Source organism: Pseudomonas sp. R11-23-07 (genome assembly GCF_003852295.1).
Classification (GTDB): Bacteria; Pseudomonadota; Gammaproteobacteria; order Pseudomonadales; family Pseudomonadaceae; genus Aquipseudomonas.
In genome coordinates this window covers 5,420,226-5,445,910 of the sequence record NZ_CP027761.1, presented here as the reverse complement: position 1 = coordinate 5,445,910, position 25,685 = coordinate 5,420,226, and the positions used below count along the sequence as shown (strand labels likewise).

The following is a 25,685-nucleotide window of genomic DNA, read 5'->3' as shown; positions in this document are numbered from 1 at the left end:
CTTCAAGGTTGTGGGGAACACAGAGTGCTTAGTCGTCCCGTAAGAAAGAGTACGCGTTTGTTATATGCACTGTTGCTCTTGTGCTTTGTCGGTGTTGCGGTGGCTGATGGTATGTTGCCGGAAACCACGGTCATTGTATTGAACGAAGAGCAGGGTGAAGCGACGATAAACATCAAGAATACCGACGCGGCTCCAGCGTTGCTGCATTCGGTAATAGAAAACATACCGGAAGATGTGGAACCGCTTTTGATCGTGACGCCGCCTATTGCGCGGGTGGAAGGGGGTGAAACGCAACTGGTGCGTTTCATCAGCACGTTGAAGACCCCGTTGAAGACTCAGCGGCTCAAACGCGTGTCTTTCGAGGGCATTCCCCAGGCGCGTGCTGCGGGCGGTGCGACCATTGGTATCACCTTGCGGCAGAATTTGCCGCTGATCCTGCATCCCCAAGGCCTGCCGGTTCATCACACGCCCTGGGAGCTGCTGAAGTGGCGACGTACAGGACAACGTTTGACGGTCCACAACGACAGCGCTTATGTGGTGCGCATGGCTCCGCAGGTTCGGTTATTGCCACAGGGAGCCCCGGCTACGCTGCCGCGCACCTACATTTTGCCGGGCGAAGCGCTGGCGGTGAAGGTTGAAGGACCCTTGGAGGAACTGACTGATATAGAGATTCTACCGGCCACGATCTACGGCTTTTCGGTAGAAAACTACCGGGCCCCGATCAATACGGACGGGGGTTGATCGACCCATGACAAACCTGTCGAGTCACCGAACCGGAGCTTTTTTATGGACCCGCCGACCCACGTTGCTCATGGGGATGGCAACACTGTGGAGCTTGCCTGGTGTTGCCCCTGCCTTGGAACTGGGCGAGGGCTTTGACCTGGCAGCACTGACCACGCACGGCATTGACCCGAAAGTCTCGGACTACTTCCGCACGGCGGCGCGCTTTCGCGAGGGCACCCAGGTGGTGGGGTTGAAAGTCAACGGCAACCCGCTCGGCTTGGTGGACGCCCAGTTCGATGCCGATGGGCAATTGTGCTTTACCCCGGCATTGCTGGACAAAGCCGGGTTGGTCAAACCCACTGCCATCGTCCGCAAAGGCGCCACTGCCGACCAGGCATGCCATGACTTTCTGGGGGCGTTTCCCACGACCATGGTGCGGCTGCGCCCTGGCAACGATGAAGTGGCGCTGGTGGTGCCTACCTCATCACTGCGCGAACCGCAGTGGGAGGCCGGGGAGTTCGCCCGGGGCGGTGCGGCGGGCTTGTTCAACTATGATGTGCAGGGTTTCGACAGCCATTCGCGCAGTGGGAACAACCGATTCGTGTCGGCTTACACCGAAGCGGGTTTCAACCTGGGTGATTGGATTCTTCGCAGTCGTCAAATCTACGTCTCCGATAACGGCGTGACGCACAACGAGCACCTGTATGCCTATGCGCAGCGGGATATCGCCGCGTTGCGCTCGACTTTCCAGGCGGGCCAGCTGTCCAGCAACAACCCGCTGTTTGGTGGCATCCAGCTGTCGGGTGTGCAGTTTTCCCCCGACGGCCAGTCGCGCGTGCCGGCGGGCAGCAATAACGCGGTGGTGGAAGGCCTGGCACAGAGCCAGTCGCGGATTGAGGTGCGTCAGTCCGGCGTGTTGATCCACAGTACGCTGGTGCCCGAAGGGCCTTTTCGGCTGACCGGTTTGCCGCTGCTCAATGGCACAAGCGACCTTGAGGTCAGTGTGATCGATGTACGCGGGGGCCGACGCAGCTTCGTGGTGCCGGCGGCTTCGTTCGCCGGCGCCGCGCCGGCGGCACCCGGTTATTACTTGTCCCTCGGCAAACTACGTGAAGAGACGCAGGGCGAGGGGCCATCGCCCGTCGTCGCCATGGGCAGCGGGACGTGGGGCCTGGGGCGCGACTCAACGGGTGGTTTCGGCTTGTTGAGTACCGACGAGTACTGGTCGGCAGGTGGCACGTTGAGCAGCGTGTTTTTCCAGCGAGTGTCGGTGGGCGCGCGTCATAACCTGTCCCGCGACAGCCGTCATGCCGTGTCCGGCTCACGCAGTAGCGTGTCCGTGAGCAGCCCGGTATCCGCCGACGTCGAGCTCAACCTCAGCGCAACCAGCCAGACCCGCGGCTATCGCGAGGTGATCGAGACCGGCCGCCCGACCACGGCCGACGTGCTGGCGTCACGCTTCAAGAATCAATACACGGCGGGCGTGACATGGGTCGACCCCACCCTGGGTGCCTTCTCCCTGGGCTATACCCGTAGCGCTCAATTTGACGGGCAATCGAGCGAACACGTGTTCGCCTCATGGAACAAATCGTTTCGCTATGCCGATGTTGCGTTGATTGCCGACTCCCAGGTGGGCAGCACTCAAGCACGCCGCGACGCCACTCGGGAGCGAAACCGGCGCGACACCGTCCTCGATGATGATTTGTCCTTGCGGCTGCAGGTCAGCGTGCCTCTGGGCGGTGATCGTCGTGTGAACAGCTATGTCAGTCGCCGTGGGGGGCAGTCCCGTACCGGCACGGCGCTCACTGAACGGGTCAATGAGTATGTGAACTATGAAGTGGGTGTCGAGCGCGACCTCAGTGCGCAGGAGCAATCGATGCGCGGCCAGGTAGACCTCACGCCGCGTTACACCCGAGTCGGTCTGGGTGTCAGTCGCGACCCGTTAGGCACCAGTTACACCGGGCAACTGCAAGGTGGCGTGGTCGCTCATGAAGGTGGGATTACCTTCTCGCCCTACACGGTGCAGGACACGTTTGGTATTGCGTCGGTGGGCGACATTGGTTCTGCAAAAATCGACACCCCGCAAGGCCCGGTGTGGACTGACTTCACCGGCCAGGCCGTGCTTCCAGGCTTGCCTGCCTACACCAACAGCCATATCGAGGTGCAAACCCAGTCCTTGCCAAAACGCGTTGATCTGAAGAACGGCACCCGTGTGCTCGCCGCAGGCCGCGGTTCCGTCAACACCGTGGCATTTGATGTGGTGAAGGTGCGCCGCATGCTGGTCAACGCCAGCGATGATCAAGGCCGGCCACTGCCTCAGGGCGCGGCGGTGTTCGGCAAGGGCGATCGTTTTCTGACCAGCGTAGTGGGCGAAGGCATGATCTTTCTGAACGACGTGAACGAGGTGCAAGACCTGAGGGTTTCATTGCCGGACTCGGCCAGTTGCCTGCTGAACATTTCCCCTGGGAGCCAGCCTGATAATGACAAGTTCTTCGATACAACAGCGGCGGTGTGCCATGGTCGGTAAGTTTATATGCCTCGGCTGTGCGCTGTTTTGTACGGTGTTGCTGGCTCAGGGCGCGCACGCCGAAAACTGCCGATTGTCCGTGAGCCAACCGCGTATCGACTACGGGGTCATTCGCCGGGAGGCGCTGGTCGAAAGCACCACCGTGACGCTAGCCACGCGCACGCTGCAGCTCAACGTGTTGTGCGTCGAGCCGTCGGTGATGGCGTTGCGGTTTATCGGTGCCGCCGATGGGCAAGCGTTCCGTTTTGGCCAGCAGGGGCGGTTGCGGCTTAGCCTCAAGCATGCACAGGTGGATGGGCGTGCCGTCGACTGGGACCTGCCCGGCGGTGGTGCGGCTGGGCAGTTATTACCGGGCCAGGTCCTGACGGCACGCGTCGCAGGGAGGCCGGTAACAGGTCAGCGCTTGACCGCCCAGGTCGACATCGACACCGACCTGCCCGCCGAGGCGCTGCAAGTGCGGAGCCAGACGTCGCTGGAGGGGCAGGGCCGTTTTGAACTGGTCAGCCCGGCTGCTCCACAGAACCGATGAAGTTGGCAAGCTCCGGCGTCTGCGGGTTGGCAAACAGGACCTTGGGGTCGCCCACTTCATGCACCTTGCCTTGGTGCATGAACACCAGCTTGTCACCGACTTCCCGGGCGAAGCGCATTTCGTGGGTCACCATGATCAGCGTCATGCCATCTTTAGCCAGTTGGCGCACCACGCTGAGCACTTCGTTGACCAGTTCCGGGTCGAGGGCCGAGGTGATTTCGTCGCACAGCAGCACCTTGGGTGACATGGCCAGGGCGCGCGCAATCGCCACGCGTTGTTGCTGGCCGCCAGACAGCCGGTCGGGGAAGGCATCGAACTTCTCTCCCAGGCCAACGCGTTCCAGCATCTGTTTGGCCAACTGCGCTGCCTTGGCTTTGGGCACTTTCTGCACCACTTGTGGCGCAAGCATGACGTTTTCGCCAACGGTCAAATGTGGAAACAGGTTGAACTGCTGGAACACCATCCCGACCTTCTGCCGCAGGCTGCGCAGGTCGGCGCGGGCGGCGTCGAGGTATTCGCCATCGACTTCGATCACGCCGTCGTTGATCGACTCCAGGCCATTGAGAGTACGCAGCAAGGTGGATTTACCCGAGCCACTGCGGCCGATGATCGCCACCACCTGGCCCTCTTCAACGGAGAGGTCGATGCCCTTGAGTACATGGTGATCGCCGTAATACTTATGCAGGGCGGAAATTCTAAGCAGAGGCATGCAGTCTCCTTTCCAGGTAGCGCGCACTGAGGGACAAGGGGTAGCAGAGCAGGAAGTAACCGAGGGCCACCAGGCCGTAGACCATGAAGGGTTCGAAGGTGGCATTGGCGAGCATGCCGCCGGTCTTGGTCAGTTCGGTAAAGCCGATGATCGAAGTCACGGCGGTGCCTTTGACCACCTGCACCGAAAACCCCACGGTCGGCGCCACGGCAATGCGCAGGGCCTGGGGCAGGATCACGTAGCGCAGTTGTTCAAGAGGGTTGAGCGCCAGGCTGGCCGATGCCTCCCACTGCCCATGGGAAATAGAGTCAACGCAGCCGCGCCAGATTTCGGCCAGGTAGGCGCTGGTAAACAGGGTCAGGGCGATGGCCGCCGCCAGCCAGGGCGAAATATCCACCCCGAGCAACGCCACACCGAAAAACACCAGGAACAGTTGCATCAGCAGCGGCGTGCCCTGGAACAGTTCGATATAGGTGCGGGCCACATTGCGCGGGAATGCCTTGTGACTGATGCGCATCGCCATCACCAGCAGGCCGATCACACCGCCGCCTATGAACGCCACCAGCGACAGCAACAGCGTCCACTGCAGGCCGGTGAGCAGGTTGCGCACGATGTCCCAGAAGGAAAAATCACTCATCGGCTGTTCCTCATCACATAGCGGCGGCCGATCCAGTTGAGCAACTGGCGAATCATCAACGCCATGCACAGGTACACCAGGGTGGTCAGGGCATAGGTTTCAAAGGCGCGGAAATTGCGCGACTGAATGAAGTTGGCGGCAAAGCTCAGCTCTTCGGTAGCGATCTGCGAACAGACTGCCGAGCCAAGCATCACGATGATGATCTGGCTGCTCAGGGCCGGCCACACCTTGCCCAGTGCCGGCAGCAGCACCACATGGCGAAACGCTTCGAAACGCGTCATGGCCAATGCCGCCGCAGCCTCCAGTTGCCCGCGCGGTATGGCCTGGATACCGGCACGGATGATCTCCGTGGAATAGGCCCCCAGGTTGATCACCATCGCCAGTACGGCGGCTTGCCACTCGGTGATTTTCAAGCCCAGGGACGGCAGGCCGAAGAAGATGAAAAACAGCTGCACCAGAAAGGGCGTGTTGCGGATCAACTCGACATACACGCCGAAGCACCAGGCGAACGGCTGAATCTTCCATGCCCGCACAACTGCACCGACGGTGCCCAGGGCCACTCCCAGCAGTGCGCCGATAGCCGTCAGCTCAAGGGTAAACAGGGCGCCGCGTAACAACAGGTCGGTGTTGGCCAGCACCGGTACAAAGTCGAATTGATACGCCATCAGTCAGCTCCGTCGCGTCACAGATCAGCCGGCAGCGGCTCTTTGAGCCACTGCATAGCGTTCTTTTCCAGGCTGCCATCAGCCTTCGCCGCGACCAGTATCTGGTTGACCTTCTCCAGTAATGCCGGCTCGTTCTTGTTCACACCCACGTACACCGGGGAGTCCTTGAGCTTCACCTTCAGCGCCGGTACGCGTTTCGGGTTGCGCTCGCTGATCGCCACCATCACCACGTTGCCGCTGGCGATCAGGTCGACCTGGCCGGCCAGATAGGCGGCGATAGTCGAATTGTTGTCTTCAAAGCGCTTGATGGTCGCCTCTTTGGGCGCGACAGCCGTCAGCTCGATGTCCTCAATGGCGCCACGGGTCACGCTGATGGTCTTGCCCTTGAGGTCGTCGGTGGTGCTGATCGCCGCGTCAGGCGGGCCGAACACGGCGAGGTAGAAAGGCGCGTAGGCCTTGGAGAAATCGATGACTTTTTCGCGCTCGGGGTTCTTGCCCAGGCTGGAGATCACCAGGTCGACCTTGCCGGTGGTGAGGAAGGGGATGCGGTTGGTGCTATTGACCGGAGTCAGCTCCAGCTTGACCTTGAGCTGGTCGGCCAGCAGCTTGGCGGTGTCGATATCCAGGCCGCGGGGTTTCATGTCGGGGCCCACCGAACCGAACGGCGGGAAGTCCTGCGGCACGGCGACCTTGAGGGTGCCTCGGGCAACAATGTCGTCCAAACCGTTGGCCTGGGCGGGTGCCTGGCTCAGCATCAGGCTGGCAAACAGGGCAGTGAGCAGGGCGCTGTAGCGCTTGGTCATGGCAACTCTCCGAGAAAGGCGAAGGAATTTTCTGAATTTGCCCAGTGCACAGCCCATGCCAGCGCTCATGGAATTGTCTGTAAGGCACGGATCCGTTGAGGTGGGATGGTCTTACTGGTCTGAACAGTCATTAAACTTTTCGCACCCTTTTCGAGCGCCGTAAAAACCCCGCGAGCCCCTTTGGGGCGTGGCTTGCCGGCAGGCGTGAATAGCTTTACAACTAGCCGCTCAGTTGACTGGAACCTTGAGTTTTTATGAATTCCATCGCCCAAGCCGTACCGGAAGCGGCCCTGCAGGCCATCCGCAAACTGATCAAGGAGCAGGGCTTTGGGCCGGGCGATGCATTGCCCTCGCAACGCGATCTGGCGGTGCGGTTGGGCGTCAGCCGGGCCTCGTTGCGTGAGGCGTTATCGTCCTTGAGCGCCTTGGGTGTGGTCAGTGTGCAGCCGGGCAAGGGTGTGTTTGTGCAGGCACCGGACCCACCGTCCGAACTCGCCTGGCCGTTTGCGGCGCAGGCCACGCCGCTGGAGATCTTCCAGCTGCGTTACGCCCTGGAAGGGTTTGCGGCAGGGTTGGCGGCGGTCACATTGACCACCGACGAGCTCGACAGCCTGGAAGACAATGTCGAGGCGATGCGCAAGGTGCTCAAAGCGGGTGACTTTGAAGCTGCCGCCCGGCTGGACTTCAAGTTTCACCAGCGCATCCTGCTGGCCAGCGGCAACCAGGCGATGGTGAGCATTCTGAGCGCCAGCGCCGATGTATTCCTGGAAAGCCAGAAACTACCGTTCATCCGGCCAGAGCGCGCCATGGAAACCTGGCAGGAGCATCGCAGGATTTTGCGTGCCCTGGCCCGGCGCACCAGTGCGGCGGCGCAGAAAACCATGCAGGAACATGTACGTAATGCCGCATTGCGCACGGGCATTGCCTTCGTCACACCCGTCGCACCGTGAACCGGCGATATGCAAAGTCATGCGTCGCCATAGCAAGACTCAATCAGAGGCGGCTTCCTGAACGGGGGAAGGGCGGCTATGATGGGCAACGTTTTTTTTGCTTACATTCCGGAGACATCCATGAGCAACGATCTTATCAAGCACGTCACCGACGCGACCTTTGAGGCCGAAGTACTCAAGGCTGCCGGCCCGGTGCTGGTTGACTACTGGGCCGAATGGTGCGGCCCTTGCAAAATGATCGCTCCGGTCCTGGACGACATTGCAACCACTTATGAAGGCAAGTTGACCATTGCCAAGCTGAACATCGACGAGAACCAGGAAACCCCGGCCAAGCACGGCGTGCGTGGTATTCCAACGTTGATGCTGTTCAAGAACGGCAACGTCGAAGCCACTAAAGTAGGCGCGCTGTCGAAGTCCCAACTGCAAGCCTTCCTCGACGCCAACATCTAAGCGTCGCCAAAAAAGCCCCGAAAATCTCGGGGCTTTTTCGTAAAACAGGGCTAGACGCTCCGAAATTCAGGTGGTACATTCGGCCCCGCACTGGTTTCTCCACTGCCCCCTGCAAGCCGTCGCCGACGCATTCCTTTTCGATTAGTACGCGATCCTGTCGCCTTCTCTGCGGCGCGGCCTCATTAAGCCAAAAGCTTAATTTCCCCCCTCCATAAATGATTACGTCATTCCTATATGAATCTGACTGAACTCAAGCAAAAGCCGATTACCGACCTGCTCCAACTGGCCGAAGAAATGGGCATAGAAAATATGGCCCGTTCGCGCAAGCAGGACGTGATTTTCTCCCTGCTCAAGAAGCACGCGAAAAGCGGCGAGGAAATCTCCGGTGATGGCGTGCTGGAGATTCTCCAGGACGGCTTCGGCTTCCTCCGCTCCGCAGACGCTTCCTATCTTGCCGGCCCAGACGATATCTACGTCTCGCCGAGCCAGATCCGTCGCTTCAACTTGCGCACCGGCGACACCATCGTAGGCAAGATCCGCCCTCCGAAGGAAGGCGAGCGTTACTTCGCTCTGCTCAAGGTCGACACGATCAACTTCGATCGTCCAGAGAACGCGAAAAACAAGATTCTCTTCGAGAACCTGACCCCGCTGTTCCCGACCGTGCGCATGAAGATGGAAGCCGGTAATGGTTCCACCGAAGACTTGACCGGTCGTGTGATCGACCTGTGCGCACCCATCGGCAAGGGCCAGCGTGGCCTGATCGTTGCGCCGCCGAAAGCCGGTAAAACGATCATGCTGCAGAACATTGCGGCGAACATTGCGCGTAACAATCCTGAAGTTCACCTGATCGTGCTGTTGATTGATGAGCGTCCGGAAGAAGTGACCGAAATGCAGCGCACCGTGCGCGGCGAAGTGGTCGCCTCGACGTTCGATGAGCCGCCAACCCGCCACGTGCAGGTGGCTGAAATGGTGATCGAGAAGGCCAAGCGCCTGGTCGAGCACAAGAAAGACGTGGTGATCCTGCTCGACTCCATCACCCGTCTGGCCCGTGCCTACAACACCGTGATCCCGAGCTCTGGCAAGGTGCTGACCGGTGGTGTCGATGCACACGCCCTGGAGAAGCCAAAGCGTTTCTTCGGCGCCGCGCGCAACATCGAAGAAGGCGGCTCGCTGACCATTATCGCCACCGCGCTGGTTGAAACCGGCTCGAAGATGGACGAAGTGATCTACGAAGAGTTCAAGGGTACCGGCAACATGGAACTGCCCCTGGACCGTCGTATCGCTGAAAAGCGTGTGTTCCCGGCCATCAACATCAACCGCTCCGGCACGCGCCGCGAAGAGTTGCTGACTGCCGACGACGAACTGCAGCGCATGTGGATCCTGCGCAAGCTGCTGCACCCGATGGACGAAGTGGCCGCCATCGAGTTCCTGATCGACAAGCTGAAAACCACCAAGACCAACGACGAGTTCTTCCTGTCCATGAAGCGCAAGTAAAACCGCGTTTCAGGTCCGAAAAATGGCGCCCCAATGGGGGCGCCATTTTTTTGCGTCGAGATTCATCGGGTTTTATGGCATAAGTGTCCGTTAAGTAACAAAAATTGTACGCGCGACTACGCTCACTCCTTTCGTCACAGACTGACCACAATTCTTATGACCACTCTTGCTTACCGCAGAGACATCGATGGCCTGCGTGCCATCGCTGTCCTCGCCGTCGTGTTGTTTCACTTCGGCGTTCCTGGCCTTACCGGCGGTTTCGTTGGTGTTGACGTCTTCTTCGTTATTTCCGGTTTTCTGATCACGTCCATTATCTGGCGCGAGCGCCAGGCCGGACGCTTCAGTTTCATTGATTTCTGGGCCCGTCGCGCACGGCGCATCCTGCCGGCGCTGTTTGTAATGATTGCAGCGACACTGGCGGTGGGCTGGTTCCTGTTGGCGCCCAAGGACTATGAGGAGTTGGGGCGGTCGGCGCACTATCAGGTGACCTTTACCTCAAATTTGCTGTTCGCGCGCCAGCATGGCTACTTCGATGCGTCCTCTGACATCAAGCCTCTGCTGCATACCTGGTCGCTGGCGGTAGAAGAGCAGTTCTATATTGTTTTCCCGCTGCTGCTCACCTTGCTTTCAAGCCGCCTGAAGCACTGGCGCCTGGCGCTGTTCGCGGTGTTGCTGGGCTCCTTTGGCATGAGCGTCTGGGCGGTTGAGCATGAGCCGCAAAAAGCGTTTTTCCTGCTGCACCTTCGGGCCTGGGAATTGTTGGCCGGCGCGATGCTGGCGGTGCTGCCCAAATATGAGTGGCGCGCCTCACCCGCCCTGGCGCAGGGGGTCAGCCTGGCCTCCCTGGCGCTGATTCTGATCGCCGTATTGGGTTACGACGCGAAAACCCCTTTCCCCGGCGCGACCGCGCTATTGCCGGTGCTGGGTGTCGTCGGGCTGATCTGGGCCAACGGGCAGCAACACACCTGGGTCGGGCGCCTGTTGAGTACGCGGCTGATGGTCGGTATCGGGCTGATTTCCTATTCCTGGTACCTGTGGCATTGGCCGGTGTTCGTGTACGCCAACTATGCTGCGGTGGATGGCTTGAGCACCCTGGAGTTGGCCGGGTTGATGCTGCTCTCGTTGGTGCTGGGCTACTTGTCCTGGCGCTTCGTTGAAACTCCGTTCCGGGAAAAACGCCTGTTGGCGGCCCGCAAGTCGATTCTGGCGGCAGCCGTGGTCGGCATCCTGGGGCTGGGCTTTACGGGCCTTGCGATACGCGAATTCGACGGTGTGCCTTCACGGTTGTCCGAACAGGCGTTGCGTTTCGCCCAGGCGAAAAAGTGGAGCCCGGACCTGCTGGCGTGCATGGCTGACAAAGACACGCCCGACGAGCGGTTGTTCTGCCATTTTGGTCCGCCAACCCAGTCCGTCTCGGCGCTGGTATGGGGTGACAGTCATGCCACCGCGCTGATTCCGGCACTCAAAGAGGGCGCTGATCGCCACGATATCAGCCTGGTTGAAGCCAGCTTCGCGGGCTGTATTCCGTTGGATGGCCTGGAGAATATTGCCCGGTGCGCGCATTTCAACCGTCGCGTCGAGAAGGCGATGGCCGAGAAAAAATTCAGCGATGTGGTGCTGGCGGCGCGCTGGAGCCTGTATGTCTATGGGCAAATGTCGGGCGACAAAGAGCATGCGCTCAAGGACCCCAGCACTGGCAATTATGTGCGTGCGGTCGCCGAGCAGCGCTTTGCCCAGGGCCTGCGCGAGCGCATCCAGGCGCTGCGCGCTGCCGGGCATAAGGTCTGGCTGGTCAAGGAGGTGCCGCTGCAGGAAATCATCGTGCCTTACCGCCTCAGTCGCCTGGCAATGATGAACCGGCCGGTGGACGGTGAAGGGCTTGCCGTGGCCGAGCATGTGAAGCGCCAGGCCTTTATTACCCAGCTGTTTGACGAGCTGGCGGCGGCCGACAGCGGTGTCACGGTGCTGGACCCCGCGCCCTTGCTGTGCGGCACCGACGGCTTGTGCCGGGTGGAACTCAATGGCCGCGCGCTGTACACCGACGATAACCACCTTTCCGACGTAGGCGCGCGGCACATCGAGGCCTTCCTGGAGCCGTTGTTCAGTTCGCTGCAATCACGGGGGTTGACGGCCAATTAAGCTGCCAGCCGCCTCTAGAGCAGGTAGGATGTACGCCTATTTTATGGGTGGCATGGTTAATGAAATTCAAGGATCTTCGGGATTTCGTGCAGCAACTTGAGCAGCGCGGAGAGTTGAAACGTATCCAGATGCCGATTTCACCGGTACTGGAAATGACTGAGATTTGCGACCGCACCTTGCGCAACAAGGGCCCGGCGCTGCTGTTCGAGAACCCGACCGGCTTTGACATCCCGGTGCTCGGCAACCTGTTCGGCACCCCCGAACGCGTCGCCTTTGGCATGGGCGCCGAGGCGGTCAGCGAGCTGCGCGAGATCGGCAAGCTGCTGGCCTTCCTCAAGGAGCCCGAGCCGCCCAAAGGCTTGAAGGACGCCTGGTCGAAGCTGCCGATCTTTCGCAAGATCATTGCCATGGCGCCCAAGGTGGTCAAGGACGCGGTGTGCCAGGAAGTGGTCATCGAAGGCGATGACGTCGACCTGGCCATGCTCCCGGTGCAGACCTGCTGGCCCGGCGACGTCGGCCCGCTGATCACCTGGGGCCTGACCGTCACCAAGGGCCCGAACAAGGACCGCCAGAACCTCGGCATCTACCGTCAGCAAGTGATCGGCCGCAATAAAGTGATCATGCGCTGGCTGAGCCACCGTGGCGGCGCCCTGGACTTTCGCGAGTGGTGTGAAAAGCATCCGGGCCAGCCGTTCCCGGTGTCCGTGGCCCTCGGCGCCGACCCGGCCACCATCCTGGGTGCCGTGACGCCAGTGCCGGACAGCCTGTCCGAATACGCCTTTGCCGGCCTGCTGCGTGGCAACCGCACCGAATTGGTGAAGTGCCGTGGTAATGACCTGCAAGTGCCGGCCACCGCCGAAATCATCCTCGAGGGTGTGATTCACCCCGGTGAGATGGCCGATGAAGGGCCTTACGGTGACCACACGGGTTATTACAACGAAGTCGACAGCTTTCCGGTGTTCACCGTCGAGCGCATCACCCATCGGATCAAACCGATCTACCACAGTACCTACACCGGCCGGCCACCAGACGAGCCGGCCATTCTCGGCGTGGCGCTGAACGAAGTGTTCGTGCCGATCCTGCAAAAGCAGTTTCCGGAAATCACCGACTTCTACCTGCCGCCGGAAGGTTGCTCGTACCGCATGGCCATCGTCACCATGAAGAAGTCGTATCCGGGCCACGCCAAGCGGGTAATGCTGGGCGTGTGGTCGTTTTTACGACAATTCATGTACACCAAGTTCGTTATCGTCACTGACGACGACATCAATGCCCGCGACTGGAATGACGTGATCTGGGCCATTACTACGCGCATGGACCCCAAGCGCGACACGGTAATGATCGACAACACGCCCATCGATTACCTCGATTTTGCCTCGCCGGTTTCAGGCCTTGGGTCGAAAATGGGCCTGGATGCCACTCACAAATGGCCGGGCGAAACTACCCGCGAGTGGGGCCGGGTGATCGTCAAGGATGACGCAGTGACTGCTCGCGTCGATGCAATCTGGAAAGAATTGGGAATAGATTGATGCGTGTAACCTTGCAACCTTCCGGCGCGGTCCTGGAACTGGACCCTGGCGAACGAATTCTCGATGGCGCGCGCCGCCTGGGCTACGAATGTCCCCAGGCCTGTCGCAACGGCGTCTGCCACGTGTGCGCGGCGCTGCTGGTGGAGGGCCGGGTGCAGCAGGCGGGTGAGGTGCGTGACCATGGTGAGTTCTATACCTGCATCGCCGAGCCGTTGGAAGATTGCATTGTCTTGTGGGATGGCGTGCTGGCGCCGGGAGAACTGCCGTTGCGCAAGTTGTCATGCCAATTGAGCGAATGCGTGGAAGTCGGCGGCGATGTGTGGCGCGTGCGCCTGCGGGCTCCTGCCGGCAAAGCCGTGCGTTACCACGCCGGGCAATACCTGATGATCGAGCGTGAGAATGGAGAGAAGTCGGCGTTTTCCCTGGCGTCGGCGCCTCACTGTGGACGCGAGCTGGAACTGCACGTACTGGCCCGCGAAGACAGCGCACGCAACCTGTTGGACCAGCTCCAGCGCAATCAGATGGCCCGCGTCGAACTGCCGTTCGGTGACACTCACCTGGCGGAGCTGCCGGACGGGCCGCTGGTGCTGATCGCCGCTGGCACCGGCATGGCTCAGATGCACAGCCTGATCGAGCATTGCCGGGCTTCGGGCTTCAAGCACCCGGTGCACCTGTACTGGGGTGTGCGTCGCCCGGAAGATTTCTACGAGATCGAGCACTGGGATCAGTGGCGGCAACTGCCCAACCTGTTCCTGCACAAAGTCGTCAGTGACCTGTGCGGCTGGGAAGGACGTTGCGGGTTGCTGCATGAAGCCGTGTGCGAAGACATTGCCGACCTTAAGGCCGTGCATGTATACGCCAGTGGATCCCCGGCGATGATCTACGGCACGCTGGATGCGTTGGTCGACGCCGGTATGGATGCGCACCAGATGCGCGCTGACGTGTTTGCCTATGCCCCTCGGCCCTGAGCAGAGCAAGCCCACACTGGAAATTGTCCGCTCAGAAACGTAAACCCGTCGTCACCATTGCCGCATTGAAGCCCAGCAGCACCAATTCCGCCGCCAGCGGGCCGTGACCTTCAGGTACGCCAGGTACTCGCTCATGCCATAGCGCTTGCCAGCGTACGCGTACAGCACTTTTTCGCCGTACGGTTACAGCGGCGCGTTTTATTACGGTAAAGTCGCTTACAACTGGTAATACATAGGAGGCGTATCGCTTTTCGCCATGACCGCCATTGAAACCGATCTTTTGCAGTTGGCTTACCCTCCGCGGCTCGACTTGGGGCCGCAACTCACTCACGAACAATTGATGAGCTCGATGCAGGCCACCATGGCTCGGCACAAGGGTGGGCCGGTCTGGCTATTTGCATATGGTTCGCTGATCTGGCGCCCGGAATGTTCATCCACCGAGCGGGTGCGGGCGAGGGTCCATGGTTATCATCGGGGCTTGTACCTGTGGTCCCATGAGCACCGGGGTACGCCGGAGCTGCCGGGCCTGGTGTTCGGGCTGGATCGGGGCGGCTCGTGCAGCGGGTTTGCTTACCGCTTGCCGGAAGATCAGCTGGAGGCTTCGCTTTATGCGTTGTGGCAACGCGAAATGCCTTACCCGTCCTATCGACCGCACTGGCTCAGTTGCCGGCTGGAAGATGGCAGCCAGGTACAGGCGTTGGGGTTTGTGCTGGAGCGGCACTTGCCCAGCTATGCCGGCAACTTGCCCGATATCGTGCTCAACCATGTGCTGCAAAGCGCTTGCGGGCGTTACGGCACCACTCGCGATTATGTCGAACAGACCGTGAACGCCCTGCGTAGCCACGCCATGCCAGATAAAAACCTGGAGGCGCGGCTCAAGCGTTGTGCAAAGGATTGCTCAGGCGGTTAACGCGCCGAGCTGACGCTGTTGGTGTGCCACAGCGTTGGGATCAGGAAGGCAATCGCCAGGACGCACGCGCCGATCAACAGCACGAAACCGCCGTCCCAACCGAAGTGGTCCACGGTGTAGCCCATCGCCGCACTCGCGGCCACCGAACCGCCCAGGTAGCCGAACAGGCCGGTGAAACCCGCAGCCGTACCGGCAGCTTTCTTCGGTGCCAGTTCCAGCGCCTGCAGGCCGATCAGCATCACCGGGCCGTAGATCAGGAAGCCGATGGAGACCAGCGCGATCATGTCGACCGTCGGATTGCCCGGCGGATTAAGCCAGTAAACCAGGGTCGCCACGGTCACCAGCGCCATGAACACGATGCCGGTCAGGCCGCGATTGCCACGGAAGATCTTGTCCGACATCCAGCCACACAGCAGCGTGCCCGGGATACCGGCCCACTCGTAGAAGAAATACGCCCACGACGACTTGTCGACCGTGAAATGCTTGGCTTCTTTCAAGTAGGTCGGCGCCCAGTCCAGTACGCCGTAGCGCAGCAGGTAGACGAACACGTTGGCGAACGCGATGTACCACAGCATTTTGTTGCGCAGCACGTACTTGACGAAGATTTCCTTGGCGCTGAATTCGTCTTCGTGGCTGGCGTCGTAGCCTTCCGGGTAGTCGTTCTTGTACTTTTCGATAGGCGGCAGGCCGACCGATTGCGGGGTGTCACGCATGGTAATGAAGGCAAATGCCGCCACTGCCAGCGCCACCGTGGCCGGCACATAAAATGCCGCATGCCAGTCGTTGAACCAGGCCATGCCCAACAGGAACAGCGGGCCGATCAGGCCGCCGCCGACGTTGTGCGCCACGTTCCACACCGACACCACGCCGCCGCGTTCCTTCTGCGACCACCAGTGCACCATGGTCCGCCCACTCGGCGGCCAGCCCATGCCCTGGGCCCAACCGTTGATGAACAGCAAAATGAACATCATGGTCACGCTGGACGTTGCCCAAGGCGCGAAACCGAAAATGAACATCACCCCCGCTGAAACCAGCAGGCCGAAGGGCAGGAAGTAGCGCGGGTTGGAGCGGTCGGACACCAGGCCCATGAGGAACTTGGACAAGCCGTAGGCAATCGCGATGGCCGACATCGCCAGGCCCAGTTCACCACGGGTGTAACCCTCGTCAATCAGGTAGGGCATCGCCAGGGAGAAGTTTTTGCGCAGCAGGTAGTAGCCGGCGTAACCGATGAAAATACCGGCGAAGATCTGCCAGCGCAGCCGTCGGTAGGTCGTGTCTATTTTTTCTTCAGGCAGGGGCGCCTGATGTGCGGCAGGGCGAAAGAAAGCAAACATTCAAGAGCTCCAGATTTCTTGTTTTGACTGCGGATGCGAATGTTACAGTTTCGTTACCGAAAATAGCATCGCCTCTTATCTGCAAACACAGGAAATCAAAGCAATTGCATGTTCTCTTATGAACATGTCGCGAATAGATAAGGTGTGGTCGTAAGTGGATTCTGCAGGCGCTGGAGATCCAAATGTGGGAGGGGGCTTGCCCCCGATAGCGGTGGTTCAGTCAACATATGTGTCAACTGATCCACTGCAATCGGGGGCAAGCCCCCTCCCACATTGTTCGCATTTCAACTGGCTATCAGCGGGTCTGAACGACCACTTTACCCACCGCCTTGCGCTGCCCCAGATCATTGATCGCCTGGGCTGCCTGCGCCAGCGGATACACCTGCGACACCAACGGCTTCAACTTGCCCTCGCCATACCAGGTGAACAACTGCTGAAAATTCGCCGCATTGTCCTGGGGCTGACGCTGGGCAAACGAACCCCAGAACACCCCCACCACCGCCGCGCCCTTGAGCAGTGCCAGGTTCACCGGCAGTTCCGGGATACGCCCGCTGGCAAAGCCCACCACCAACAAGCGGCCGTTCCAGGCGATCGAGCGGATGGCCTGGTCAAACAGGTCGCCACCCACGGGATCGTAGATCACATCGGCGCCGTTGCCACCGGTCAGGCGCTTGACCTCGTCCTTGAGGCTGGCTTCGCTGTAGTTGATCAGCTCATCGGCGCCGGCCGCCTTGGCCACCGCGAGCTTGTCGGCGCTGCTGGCGGCGGCGATCACCCGGGCGCCCATGGCCTTGCCGATTTCCACGGCGGCCAGGCCCACGCCACCGGAAGCGCCGAGCACCAACAGGGTTTCGCCGGGTTGCAGGTTGGCCCGCTGTTTCAGCGCGTGCATCGAGGTGCCGTAGGTCATGCTGAAGGCGGCGGCGGTGTTGAAGTCCATGCTCGGCGGGATCGGCAGCACGTTATAGCCCGGCACCGCGACCTGCTCGGCAAAGCTGCCCCAGCCGGTCAGGGCCATCACGCGATCACCGACTTTCAAGTGGCTGACCTTCTCCCCGACCTCACTCACCACGCCCGCCGCTTCGCCACCCGGCGAAAACGGGAAGGGCGGCTTGAACTGGTACTTGCCTTCGATGATCAGGGTGTCGGGGAAATTCACCCCGGCCGCGTGCACGTCCAGCAGGATTTCGTTCTGTTTGATCGCAGGGCTGGCGATCTCTTCCAGCACCAGGTTTTCGGCGGGGCCGAAGGCTTTGCACAGCACAGCTTTCATCGGACTATTCCTTTTGGCGTCGTGGCCGATAAGTGTAGGAGGGTACGCCCGTGGGTCAACGAGCATGCCCGTGCCTGATAAGCCCTCATAAGCTTGTGCTCAGCCTTGCTAGCGTTATGCTACCCGGCAACCGAATTCGAGGAGTGAACTGTGAAAGCGTGGATCCTGTTGATGCTGGCCCTGACCTTGCCGATGGCGGCCCAGGCCGAAGAAGCCAAAGAGGGCGAGGCGCCGAAGGTCAGCTATATCAGCCTGAGCCCGCCGTTCGTGGGTAATTACGGGTTGGATGGCACGGCCAAGCTAAAAGTGTTCAAGGCCGACATCGCCCTGCGCGTCACCGGTACCGAAGCTGCCGCAGCGGTCAAAGCCAACGACGCGTTGATTCGTAACCAGTTGGTGGCGCTGTTCACCCAGCAGACCAACGAAGCCATGAGCAGCGTCGAAGGTAAGGAAAAGCTGCGTCAGGAAGCGTTGAAACAAACCCAGCAAGTGATGAACGATGAAACCGGCAAGCCGGTGGTGGAAGACTTGCTGTTCAACAACTTGATCATTCAATAAGTCCGAAAAAGCGGACTTTCAAGGGTTTTGGGAGGCCAGCAACTTAGTTGCTGGCTGTAGTGTAGTCAGGAGCTAATTGGCAATCAGTCTTAATATTTTTGTATCTGTTCTCCATAGCCCTCAGGCGCGTCGAAGACAAAGTAAAACTTGAAGTCCATTGCTGTGTTCGCTGTTTGGTAGCTTGTTGAAGAGCCCCAGAAGTGCCATTGGCCATCCTGTGGAGGGACGACTGTCAATGTAGGGCCGTTTACGGCCATGGCGCTGATTTCGAAGCGCGGGTTTTTCCCCGTTACCGCACCTCGCTCGAACTGATACCTGCGCGCATGGATCGTGTAAATATTATTGCTCCACGAGTATTCAACCTCGATAGAGCCTTTATATCCATGTAATGGGTACGCCCCCGTCACTATCGTTATTCCTTTGGTGTTATCCGAGTGGATCTTAATCTCTATTTTTTCTATGGAGGCAGCTTCATTCGAGTCATTTCTATCTGAGTCTGATAAGTCAGCCATTTTTGCTCTCCTGGTAGTGTGAATGCGATAAATCCGTGTTCAGTGGTTATCATTCACTTTGGAGAAAATGTTGACTACTGTCATAAATGACAGTTGGTTATGCTGAATTTTGATAACTGTTTCTTTTTTTATAACGAGTACTTTTATGATGTTAGATGAATGCCCAATGGCATCGGACAGCTAAAGCAGTTGACGAATGGCCGTCCATTGTTCCGACGTGACCGACATCACCGAAAGCCGGCTGCCCTTCTGCACCAGTGGCAACTCGGCGAGCGTGGCTTGCTGTTTCAGGTGGCTCAGGCTCAGCACCTTGGGGAAGGTTTTGACGTGGGCCACGGTGATCGCACTCCACGGGTTTTTCTCCGCGCTGGCCTTGGCGTCGAAATAGTGGCTGTCCGGTTCCAGCGCGGTGGGGTCGGGGTAGGCGGCCTGGATAATTTTGCCGATACCGGCAATGCCAGGCTCCGGGCAACTGGAGTGATAGAAGAAAAACTCATCGCCCACCGCCATGGCGCGCAGGAAATTGCGCGCCTGGTAGTTGCGAACCCCGTCCCAGCGCGTTTCGCCGAGCTTTCCCAGGTCGTTGATGGAGAGCTCGTCGGGCTCGGATTTCATCAGCCAGTAGGCCATTTCGGGGCTCCTGAGAAAGGCATTGGGCAAGTTGTCGGGCAATGCCATGACAAACCGACAGTCGGTTGGCGTCAAGGTTTGCGTGTTGGTTCACGTTACCGCAGAATGCCGGCTTTTAAGCTTGGTGCAGCTGCAACGGACTACTTTGGAACGTTGTTGTCATCGTGTACGAGGTGCCTGAAGGGGGGCAATCGATGCAACGTAAACCGGATTTACTATGGATTTTGGTAATTTTGTTTGGTCTGGGCGTCGTGACCACCGGGTATGCCCAGAGCCTGTGGTCGAACAAGACCGATGCGCCGGTCGAACTCTCGCCTGTGCAACAGCAATTCAAGCGTTAACACGGTTTTAACCGCGTCGCGGTTCCAGCGACGTTTCTGCGACAAACCATTGCTTATCGGTGACAGTGCCCGCCAGCGGCACGTCCCAGCTCGCCTGCGCCAGGCGATCGACTTGCTGACATTCATGGGCCAGCCCCAGCAGCGTCGGCTTGCGCCAGGTTTTTCGCCTGGCAAGGTAGGCCAGGCTGCGGTCATAGAATCCGCCCCCCATGCCTAATCGCCCACCCTCGTTATCGAACCCCACCAGCGGCAGCAGTACCAGGTCCAGCGTCCACACCTTGCGTTGGCACCGGGCATTGGCCCGTGGCTCCAGAATGCGAAAGCGGTTGGGCAACAACTTATCCCCAGGCCGCACGCGTTGGAACACCATCTTGGTACGTGGCCACGCACTCAGTACGGGCAGGTAAGTGGCCTTGCCCTGGCGCTGGGCAGCGCGCAGCAGCAGACGCGGATCGATTTCGCCGTCCGTCGGTAGATATAAGGAAATATGTTTGGCCCGGCGAAACAGCGGGTGCTGTGCCAGTTGCCGATACAGGCCGCAGGCGGCCTGGCGCTGCTCGCGGGGCGTGAGGGCGCGGCGGGCTTTGCGCAACATGCGTCGAAGTTGCGGACGGGAAAGCGGCGCAGATTCGGTCATGGCTTTTCGGCTCATAAAACAATGCCAGTCCTGGGACTGGCATTGAGTTTGGGAATTCAGGCTCCCCGACAGAACCGCTGTCGACTAAGCCCTTGAACCCGAAAGTTCAAGGTGGAAGAAGCAGTAGGCTTTAAGGCTTTCCGTCTAGCGGACATGCACACCAGCCCAACGTGCAACTTCCAGGGTAGTGCGAATCGGCTCCGGGACATCGCCGACTGGCAAGCACGCCAGGGAGTGGGGCGAGTATACCTTAAACAGACTCGGCAATCAGCCCTTGGGTGCGTCTGAATCGGTGGAAAGCACCAGATCAACGCGTTCGAGCAGGTCACGCACTTGCTCGCGGGTCGAGCCGCTGGCCTGCACGTCAGGGCGTTCCTGCTTATGCAGCAGGTCGTGGGTAATGTTCAGCGCGGCCATCACGGCGATGCGGTCGGCGCCGATCACTTTGCCGCTGCTGCGGATTTCGCGCATCTTGCCGTCCAGGTAGCGGGCAGCGCTCACCAGGTTGCTGCGCTCTTCCTGGGGGCAGATGATCGAATATTCTTTGTCGAGGATCTGCACGGTAACGCTATTGCTTGAACTCATGAGTCTTGCTCCAGGGCCTTCAGGCGCGAAATCATCGATTCGACCTTTCGCCGGGCGATTTCGTTTTTTTCAATGAGGTGAGCGCGTTCCTCGCGCCAGGTTTTTTCCTGAGCTAGTAGGAGTCCGTTTTGACTCTTAAGTTGCTCGACCCGATCAATTAGCAGTTCGAGTCTGGCCATCAGCGCTTGCAGGTCGGTGTCTTCCATTGGGTTCCACTGGATTTGTCTGATGAATGGCAACTGCAGGATAAACGATCTGACGCCCTCGATAGTCTTGGTACGTCTGCCGGTGCTAGGATACAGCGCTCCATTCTAGACATTGCGCCGTCTGGCGCCTAGCTCACCATGCCCATTCAGAACTCCCCGTACGACGCTTTTTCCAAACTGCTGAGCACCAGCGGCCATCCTTGCTCGCCTGCCGAACTGCACGGTGTGCTGTTGGGCCGCAGCTGCACCGGTGTCGGCTTCGATGCCGACAACTGGCTGGCCGATGTGGCCGAGCTGCTGGAGAAAGAACCCGAAGAAAACGTGCGCAATGCGCTGATCGGCCTGCAAGAGATGGTCAAGGGCGAGCTGACCGGTGATGACGTCACCGTGGTCCTGCTGCTGCCCACCGACGATGCGCCGCTGGCCGAACGCGCCGCCGCGCTGGGCCAATGGTGCCAGGGTTTCCTCCACGGTTTCGGCGTGAACGCCGGTGGCCTGGAGCTGAGCACCGACGCCAAGGAAGTGCTGCAGGACCTGGCCGCCATCTCCCAAGTGCAAGACGCCCTGGAAGAGTCCGAAGACGGCGAAGGCGACTACATGGAAGTCATGGAATACCTGCGCGTTGCGCCGTTGCTGCTGTTCACCGAGACCAAAAAGTCCGCTGAGCCTGCTTCGCCCAAGCCGTCGCTGCACTAAACGAGGAAGCCCATCTGCCCATGATCCATATCCCCAAAGCGGAATACACCCGTCGCCGCAAGGCGCTCATGGCGCAGATGGAACCCAACAGCATCGCGATCCTGCCGGCCGCCGCCGTGGCGATCCGCAATCGTGATGTGGAGCATGTCTACCGCCAGGACAGCGACTTCCAGTACCTGAGCGGTTTTCCCGAACCGCAGGCGGTGATCGTGCTGATGCCCGGTCGCCAGCATGGCGAGTACGTGCTGTTCTGCCGCGAACGCAATGCCGAACGCGAATTGTGGGATGGCCTGCGCGCCGGCACTGAAGGCGCGATCCGTGATTACGGGGCTGACGACGCGTTTCCCATCACCGACATCGACGACATCCTGCCCGGCCTGATCGAAGGCCGTGACCGGGTGTATTCAGCCATGGGCAGCAATGCCGAATTCGACCGGCATGTAATGGAGTGGATCAACGTGATCCGCTCCAAAGCGCACTTGGGTGCCCAGCCGCCGAACGAATTCGTTGCCCTGGATCATCTGCTGCACGACATGCGCCTGTATAAATCGGCGGCGGAAGTGAAGGTGATGCGCGAGGCGGCGCGGATTTCCTGCGCGGCCCATGTGCGGGCGATGCAGACCAGCCGTGCCGGCCTGCATGAGTTCAGCCTGGAAGCCGAGCTGGATTACGAGTTCCGCAAGGGCGGCGCGAAAATGCCGGCCTATGGCTCCATCGTCGCGTCCGGGCGCAACAGCTGCATCCTGCATTACCAGCAGAATGACGCGCTGCTCAGGGACGGCGACCTGGTGCTGATCGACGCCGGTTGCGAGATCGACTGCTACGCCAGTGACATCACCCGTACCTGGCCGGTCAATGGCAAGTTTTCGTCCGAGCAGAAGGCGATCTACGAAATTGTGCTGGCTTCCCAGGAAGCCGCCTTCAAGCAGATCGCGCCGAACAAGCATTGGAACCAGGCGCATGAGGCGACCGTGCAGGTCATCACTGCCGGGTTGGTCAAGCTGGGGTTGCTGCAAGGCGACGTTGACGAGTTGATCGCCAGCGAAGCCTACCGCGCCTTTTACATGCACCGCGCCGGCCACTGGCTGGGCATGGATGTGCATGACGTGGGCGAGTACAAAGTAGGCGGTGAATGGCGCGTGCTGGAAGTCGGCATGGCCTTGACCGTGGAGCCGGGGATCTATATTTCACCGGACAACCAGAACGTAGCGAAGAAGTGGCGTGGCATTGGCGTACGCATCGAGGACGACGTGATAGTGACCAAGCAAGGCTGTGAAATCCTGACCGGCGCGGTGCCCAAGACGGTGGCCGAGATCGAAGCACTGATGGCGGCTGCCCGATGAGCCGGGTCAACCTGGCGATCATCGGCGGCGGCCTGGTGGGCGCGAGCCTGGCCCTGGCGTTGCAGGCGGGGGCCAAGGCGCGCGGGTGGAAAATCGCACTGATCGAACCCTTCGCGCCGGGTGACAGCTATCAGCCGAGCTACGATGCGCGTTCTTCGGCGTTGTCATTCGGCGCTCGCCAGATTTATCAGCGCCTGGGCGTCTGGCAAGCGATTGCCCGGCGCGCGGAGCCGATCAAACAGATTCACGTGTCGGACCGCGGGCGTTTCTCCACCGCACGCCTGTCGGCCCTGGAAGAAGGCGTGCCGGCCCTGGGGTATGTGGTGGAAAACGCCTGGCTCGGCCAATGCCTGTGGCAAGGCCTGGACAAGGACGTGGTGAGCTGGCGCTGCCCGGCGGAAGTGACGCGCATGGAGCCGCTGCCCGATGGCTATCGCCTGACCCTCAATGACGAAACCGTACTGGAATGCGAGCTTGCGGTATTGGCCGATGGCGGTCGCTCCGGTCTGCGCGAGCAGCTTGGCATCGGCGTGAAAACCCGGCCCTACAACCAGAGCGCGCTGATCGCCAATATCACCCCGAGCGAAGCCCACAATGGCGAAGCGTTCGAGCGTTTCACCGATGAGGGGCCAATGGCCTTACTGCCGCTGCCCGACAACCGCTGTGCGCTGGTGTGGACCCGCATCGGCATGGACGCCCAGCGCCTGGCCAACCTGGATGAGCGCAGCTTCCTGAGCGAATTGCAGGGCGTGTTCGGCTATCGCCTGGGCACCCTGAAACAAGTGGGCGCGCGGCATCTTTATCCGCTGACCCTGGTGGAAGCGGAAGAACAAGTGCGCTCGCACTTGGTGGTGCTCGGCAATGCCGCGCACAGCCTGCACCCGATCGCCGGGCAAGGTTTCAACCTGTCCCTGCGCGATGCCAACGCCCTGGCCGAAGCCTTGCTGGCCGGGCCGGCAGTGCCGGGTGACCTGGCGACACTGCAACGCTATCGCGAGCGCCAGCGCCTGGACCAGCAACTGACCGTGGGTTTCTCCGACCAGGTCACGCGCCTGTTCGGCAGCGGGCAACCGTTGGTGGCGCTGGGGCGCAACATGGGCCTGCTCGGCCTGGACCTGTTACCGCCGGCCAAACGCTGGTTCGCCCGCCAGGCCATGGGGCTGGGGGTGCGCTCCGATGTTTGAGCCGGCCCATCACTTTATTGGCGGCCTGTGCCGCACACGAGACAAGGCTTAAAGCATGGACATGCACGCAGATGTGCTGATTGTCGGGGCCGGAATGGTCGGAAGCGCCCTGGCGCTGGCGTTGCAGGGCAGTGGCCTGCAGGTGTTGCTGCTTGACGGCAGCCCGCTGAGCGTCAAGCCGTTCGAACCGGCGGCGGCGTTTGAACCGCGGGTGAGTGCGTTGTCCGCCGCCAGCCAGCGTATTCTGGAGCGCCTTGGCGTGTGGGACGGCATCATCCAGCGTCGCGCCAGCCCGTATGGCGAGATGCATGTGTGGGACGGCAGCGGCACTGGGCAGATCCACTTCTCGGCGGCCAGCGTACATGCCGAAGTGCTGGGGCATATCGTCGAGAACCGTGTGGTCCAGGATGCCTTGCTGGACCGCTTGCATGACTGCGACCTGGGGCTGCTGGCCACTGCGCGCCTGGAGCAGATGCGTCGCTCTGGAGATGACTGGCTGCTGACCCTGGCCGATGGGCGCAAGCTGCGCGCGCCGCTGGTGGTCGCCGCCGACGGCGCCAACTCGGCGGTGCGCCGCCTGACCGGCACTTCCACCCGTGAATGGGATTACCTGCATAACGCCATCGTGACCAGCGTGCGCAGCAGCCAGCCGCACCGGCGCACGGCGTGGCAACGCTTCACCGATACCGGCCCGCTGGCGTTTTTGCCGCTGGTGCGCGATGGGCAAGAGGATTGGTGCTCGATTGTGTGGTCGACCACGCCGGCGGAGTCCGAGCGCCTGATGGCCCTGGACGATGAACGCTTTTGTGGTGAACTGGAGCGTGCCTTTGAAGGGCGCCTCGGCAACGTGATCAGCGCCGACCCGCGCGTCTGCGTGCCGTTGCGTCAGCGCCACGCCAAACGCTATGTGGCCGAAGGCCTGGCATTGATTGGCGATGCGGCCCACGTCATCCACCCGTTGGCGGGGCAGGGCGTGAACCTGGGGTTTCTCGATGCCGCGGTGCTGGCTGAAGTGCTGCTGGCGGCCAACGAACGTGGTGAACGTCTAGCGGATGTGAAGGTGCTGAGCCGCTACGAGCGGCGGCGCATGCCGCATAACCTGGCGCTGATGGCGGCAATGGAGGGCTTCGAGCGCTTGTTCCAGGCCGATCAACTGCCGTTGCGCTGGCTGCGCAATGCCGGGTTGAAAATGGTCGACCAGTTGCCCGAAGCCAAGGCATTGTTTGTGCGCCAGGCGCTGGGCTTGACCGGCGACCTTCCGGACCTCGCCAAACTGTGAACTGAAATGCGGCCCCCTGTGGGAGGGGCGGTGCGACGATTCGACTTGCCCCCGGTGAGGCCGTCAGCCCTTACGCA

27 protein-coding genes, 1 other RNA gene and 1 pseudogene are annotated in these 25,685 nt (G+C 60.5%); 16 read left to right on the top strand and 13 right to left on the bottom strand.

Features of this window, described 5'->3' with window-relative positions:
* The first annotated feature begins 57 nt into the window (after nucleotides 1-57).
* Genes C4J84_RS25085 through C4J84_RS25075 form a run of 3 tightly spaced genes read left to right on the top strand, consistent with a single transcriptional unit; the run spans nucleotide 58 to nucleotide 3,779 of the window.
* Nucleotides 58-741 (top strand): fimbria/pilus chaperone family protein, encoded by a 684-nt coding sequence (locus tag C4J84_RS25085; protein WP_218567535.1) that lies wholly within the window; start codon nucleotides 58-60, stop codon nucleotides 739-741.
* 7 nt (nucleotides 742-748) lie between these two features.
* Nucleotides 749-3,250, top strand: a complete 2,502-nt coding sequence (locus C4J84_RS25080) for a fimbria/pilus outer membrane usher protein (RefSeq protein ID WP_124436250.1) — start codon at nucleotides 749-751, stop codon at nucleotides 3,248-3,250.
* Nucleotides 3,240-3,779, top strand: a complete 540-nt coding sequence (locus C4J84_RS25075) for a hypothetical protein (protein WP_124436249.1) — start codon at nucleotides 3,240-3,242, stop codon at nucleotides 3,777-3,779. Before C4J84_RS25080 ends, C4J84_RS25075 begins: the two co-directional genes overlap by 11 nt.
* Here the strand turns inward: C4J84_RS25075 and C4J84_RS25070 are convergent.
* From C4J84_RS25070 to C4J84_RS25055, 4 genes are read right to left on the bottom strand one after another with little or no spacing between them, the layout of a single operon-like run.
* A complete protein-coding gene (locus C4J84_RS25070) occupies nucleotides 3,751-4,488 on the bottom strand; it encodes an amino acid ABC transporter ATP-binding protein (RefSeq protein ID WP_124411050.1) in 738 nt (245 codons plus the stop codon). The genes C4J84_RS25075 and C4J84_RS25070 overlap by 29 nt on opposite strands.
* The gene (locus C4J84_RS25065) at nucleotides 4,475-5,125 is read right to left on the bottom strand and encodes an amino acid ABC transporter permease (RefSeq protein ID WP_124372243.1); all 651 of its coding nucleotides are present in this window, start codon (nucleotides 5,123-5,125) and stop codon (nucleotides 4,475-4,477) included. Before C4J84_RS25065 ends, C4J84_RS25070 begins: the two co-directional genes overlap by 14 nt.
* On the bottom strand, nucleotides 5,122-5,790 hold the full coding sequence (locus C4J84_RS25060; protein ID WP_124364912.1) for an amino acid ABC transporter permease: 669 nt from the start codon (nucleotides 5,788-5,790) through the stop codon (nucleotides 5,122-5,124). The genes C4J84_RS25065 and C4J84_RS25060 overlap by 4 nt, the downstream gene beginning before the upstream one ends.
* Before the next feature lie 17 nt (nucleotides 5,791-5,807).
* Nucleotides 5,808-6,593, bottom strand: a complete 786-nt coding sequence (locus C4J84_RS25055; RefSeq protein ID WP_064454657.1) for a transporter substrate-binding domain-containing protein — start codon at nucleotides 6,591-6,593, stop codon at nucleotides 5,808-5,810.
* A gap of 254 nt (nucleotides 6,594-6,847) precedes the next feature.
* Here C4J84_RS25055 and C4J84_RS25050 point away from each other — a divergent pair, with 254 nt between their 5' ends.
* From C4J84_RS25050 to C4J84_RS25025, 6 genes are all read left to right on the top strand, one after another.
* A complete protein-coding gene (locus C4J84_RS25050; RefSeq protein ID WP_124364910.1) occupies nucleotides 6,848-7,543 on the top strand; it encodes a FadR/GntR family transcriptional regulator in 696 nt (231 codons plus the stop codon).
* A gap of 120 nt (nucleotides 7,544-7,663) precedes the next feature.
* Nucleotides 7,664-7,993: a thioredoxin TrxA gene (gene trxA, locus C4J84_RS25045; RefSeq protein ID WP_124368772.1), complete on the top strand. Its 330-nt coding sequence runs from the start codon at nucleotides 7,664-7,666 to the stop codon at nucleotides 7,991-7,993.
* Nucleotides 7,994-8,227: 234 nt separating this feature from the next.
* Entirely contained in the window at nucleotides 8,228-9,487 is a 1,260-nt protein-coding gene (gene rho, locus C4J84_RS25040) for a transcription termination factor Rho (RefSeq protein WP_003176825.1), read from the top strand.
* A 156-nt stretch (nucleotides 9,488-9,643) separates the two neighbouring features.
* Entirely contained in the window at nucleotides 9,644-11,626 is a 1,983-nt protein-coding gene (locus C4J84_RS25035) for an acyltransferase family protein (RefSeq protein ID WP_124436248.1), read from the top strand.
* A 59-nt stretch (nucleotides 11,627-11,685) separates the two neighbouring features.
* Nucleotides 11,686-13,152: a 4-hydroxy-3-polyprenylbenzoate decarboxylase gene (gene ubiD, locus C4J84_RS25030; protein ID WP_124368770.1), complete on the top strand. Its 1,467-nt coding sequence runs from the start codon at nucleotides 11,686-11,688 to the stop codon at nucleotides 13,150-13,152.
* Nucleotides 13,152-14,120 (top strand): CDP-6-deoxy-delta-3,4-glucoseen reductase, encoded by a 969-nt coding sequence (locus C4J84_RS25025; RefSeq protein WP_124436247.1) that lies wholly within the window; start codon nucleotides 13,152-13,154, stop codon nucleotides 14,118-14,120. The genes ubiD and C4J84_RS25025 overlap by 1 nt, the downstream gene beginning before the upstream one ends.
* 31 nt (nucleotides 14,121-14,151) lie before the next feature.
* Here the strand turns inward: C4J84_RS25025 and C4J84_RS25020 are convergent.
* Nucleotides 14,152-14,223 (bottom strand): annotated as a pseudogene (locus tag C4J84_RS25020) (sn-glycerol-3-phosphate transporter); the annotation flags it as partial.
* Nucleotides 14,224-14,376: 153 nt separating this feature from the next.
* Between C4J84_RS25020 and C4J84_RS25015 the strand changes: the two are divergent.
* Entirely contained in the window at nucleotides 14,377-15,030 is a 654-nt protein-coding gene (locus tag C4J84_RS25015) for a gamma-glutamylcyclotransferase (protein WP_124364902.1), read from the top strand.
* Here the strand turns inward: C4J84_RS25015 and glpT are convergent.
* Both glpT and C4J84_RS25005 read right to left on the bottom strand, forming a co-directional pair.
* Nucleotides 15,027-16,364 carry a glycerol-3-phosphate transporter gene (glpT, locus tag C4J84_RS25010; RefSeq protein ID WP_124364901.1) on the bottom strand — a complete coding sequence of 446 codons (1,338 nt, stop codon included), beginning with the start codon at nucleotides 16,362-16,364 and terminating at the stop codon, nucleotides 15,027-15,029. The genes C4J84_RS25015 and glpT overlap by 4 nt on opposite strands.
* A gap of 295 nt (nucleotides 16,365-16,659) precedes the next feature.
* Nucleotides 16,660-17,637 carry an NADPH:quinone oxidoreductase family protein gene (locus tag C4J84_RS25005; protein ID WP_124368767.1) on the bottom strand — a complete coding sequence of 326 codons (978 nt, stop codon included), beginning with the start codon at nucleotides 17,635-17,637 and terminating at the stop codon, nucleotides 16,660-16,662.
* Between the two features lie 150 nt (nucleotides 17,638-17,787).
* Here C4J84_RS25005 and C4J84_RS25000 point away from each other — a divergent pair, with 150 nt between their 5' ends.
* The gene (locus tag C4J84_RS25000) at nucleotides 17,788-18,195 is read left to right on the top strand and encodes a flagellar basal body-associated protein FliL (protein WP_124372236.1); all 408 of its coding nucleotides are present in this window, start codon (nucleotides 17,788-17,790) and stop codon (nucleotides 18,193-18,195) included.
* 89 nt (nucleotides 18,196-18,284) lie between these two features.
* Here the strand turns inward: C4J84_RS25000 and C4J84_RS24995 are convergent, their stop codons facing one another.
* Both C4J84_RS24995 and C4J84_RS24990 read right to left on the bottom strand, forming a co-directional pair.
* Nucleotides 18,285-18,707 (bottom strand): hypothetical protein, encoded by a 423-nt coding sequence (locus C4J84_RS24995; protein ID WP_124436246.1) that lies wholly within the window; start codon nucleotides 18,705-18,707, stop codon nucleotides 18,285-18,287.
* A gap of 180 nt (nucleotides 18,708-18,887) precedes the next feature.
* Nucleotides 18,888-19,337, bottom strand: a complete 450-nt coding sequence (locus C4J84_RS24990) for an EVE domain-containing protein (protein ID WP_124372234.1) — start codon at nucleotides 19,335-19,337, stop codon at nucleotides 18,888-18,890.
* A 194-nt stretch (nucleotides 19,338-19,531) separates the two neighbouring features.
* On the opposite strand from C4J84_RS24990, the gene C4J84_RS26315 reads away from it, so the two are divergent.
* Nucleotides 19,532-19,678 (top strand): hypothetical protein, encoded by a 147-nt coding sequence (locus C4J84_RS26315; protein ID WP_015886446.1) that lies wholly within the window; start codon nucleotides 19,532-19,534, stop codon nucleotides 19,676-19,678.
* A gap of 7 nt (nucleotides 19,679-19,685) precedes the next feature.
* Here the strand turns inward: C4J84_RS26315 and C4J84_RS24985 are convergent, their stop codons facing one another.
* From C4J84_RS24985 to C4J84_RS24970, 4 genes are all read right to left on the bottom strand, one after another.
* Complete coding sequence (locus C4J84_RS24985) at nucleotides 19,686-20,315, bottom strand: 5-formyltetrahydrofolate cyclo-ligase (protein ID WP_124372233.1); 630 nt, start codon at nucleotides 20,313-20,315, stop codon at nucleotides 19,686-19,688.
* A gap of 58 nt (nucleotides 20,316-20,373) precedes the next feature.
* A non-coding RNA gene (gene ssrS / locus C4J84_RS24980) (6S RNA) lies at nucleotides 20,374-20,552 on the bottom strand.
* A gap of 30 nt (nucleotides 20,553-20,582) precedes the next feature.
* Nucleotides 20,583-20,900, bottom strand: coding sequence for a cell division protein ZapA (locus C4J84_RS24975; protein WP_005792389.1), 318 nt, complete (start codon nucleotides 20,898-20,900; stop codon nucleotides 20,583-20,585).
* Nucleotides 20,897-21,106 carry a TIGR02449 family protein gene (locus C4J84_RS24970; protein ID WP_003177365.1) on the bottom strand — a complete coding sequence of 70 codons (210 nt, stop codon included), beginning with the start codon at nucleotides 21,104-21,106 and terminating at the stop codon, nucleotides 20,897-20,899. The genes C4J84_RS24975 and C4J84_RS24970 overlap by 4 nt, the downstream gene beginning before the upstream one ends.
* A 138-nt stretch (nucleotides 21,107-21,244) precedes the next feature.
* Here C4J84_RS24970 and C4J84_RS24965 point away from each other — a divergent pair, with 138 nt between their 5' ends.
* The 4 genes from C4J84_RS24965 (at nucleotide 21,245) to C4J84_RS24950 (ending at nucleotide 25,608) form a co-directional block, all read left to right on the top strand.
* On the top strand, nucleotides 21,245-21,802 hold the full coding sequence (locus C4J84_RS24965) for a YecA family protein (protein WP_124372232.1): 558 nt from the start codon (nucleotides 21,245-21,247) through the stop codon (nucleotides 21,800-21,802).
* 20 nt (nucleotides 21,803-21,822) lie between these two features.
* On the top strand, nucleotides 21,823-23,145 hold the full coding sequence (gene pepP, locus C4J84_RS24960) for a Xaa-Pro aminopeptidase (RefSeq protein ID WP_124436245.1): 1,323 nt from the start codon (nucleotides 21,823-21,825) through the stop codon (nucleotides 23,143-23,145).
* The gene (gene ubiH / locus C4J84_RS24955) at nucleotides 23,142-24,329 is read left to right on the top strand and encodes a 2-octaprenyl-6-methoxyphenyl hydroxylase (protein ID WP_124411040.1); all 1,188 of its coding nucleotides are present in this window, start codon (nucleotides 23,142-23,144) and stop codon (nucleotides 24,327-24,329) included. The genes pepP and ubiH overlap by 4 nt, the downstream gene beginning before the upstream one ends.
* Nucleotides 24,330-24,390: 61 nt before the next feature.
* On the top strand, nucleotides 24,391-25,608 hold the full coding sequence (locus tag C4J84_RS24950; RefSeq protein WP_164487835.1) for a 2-octaprenyl-3-methyl-6-methoxy-1,4-benzoquinol hydroxylase: 1,218 nt from the start codon (nucleotides 24,391-24,393) through the stop codon (nucleotides 25,606-25,608).
* Nucleotides 25,609-25,685 lie beyond the last annotated feature (77 nt).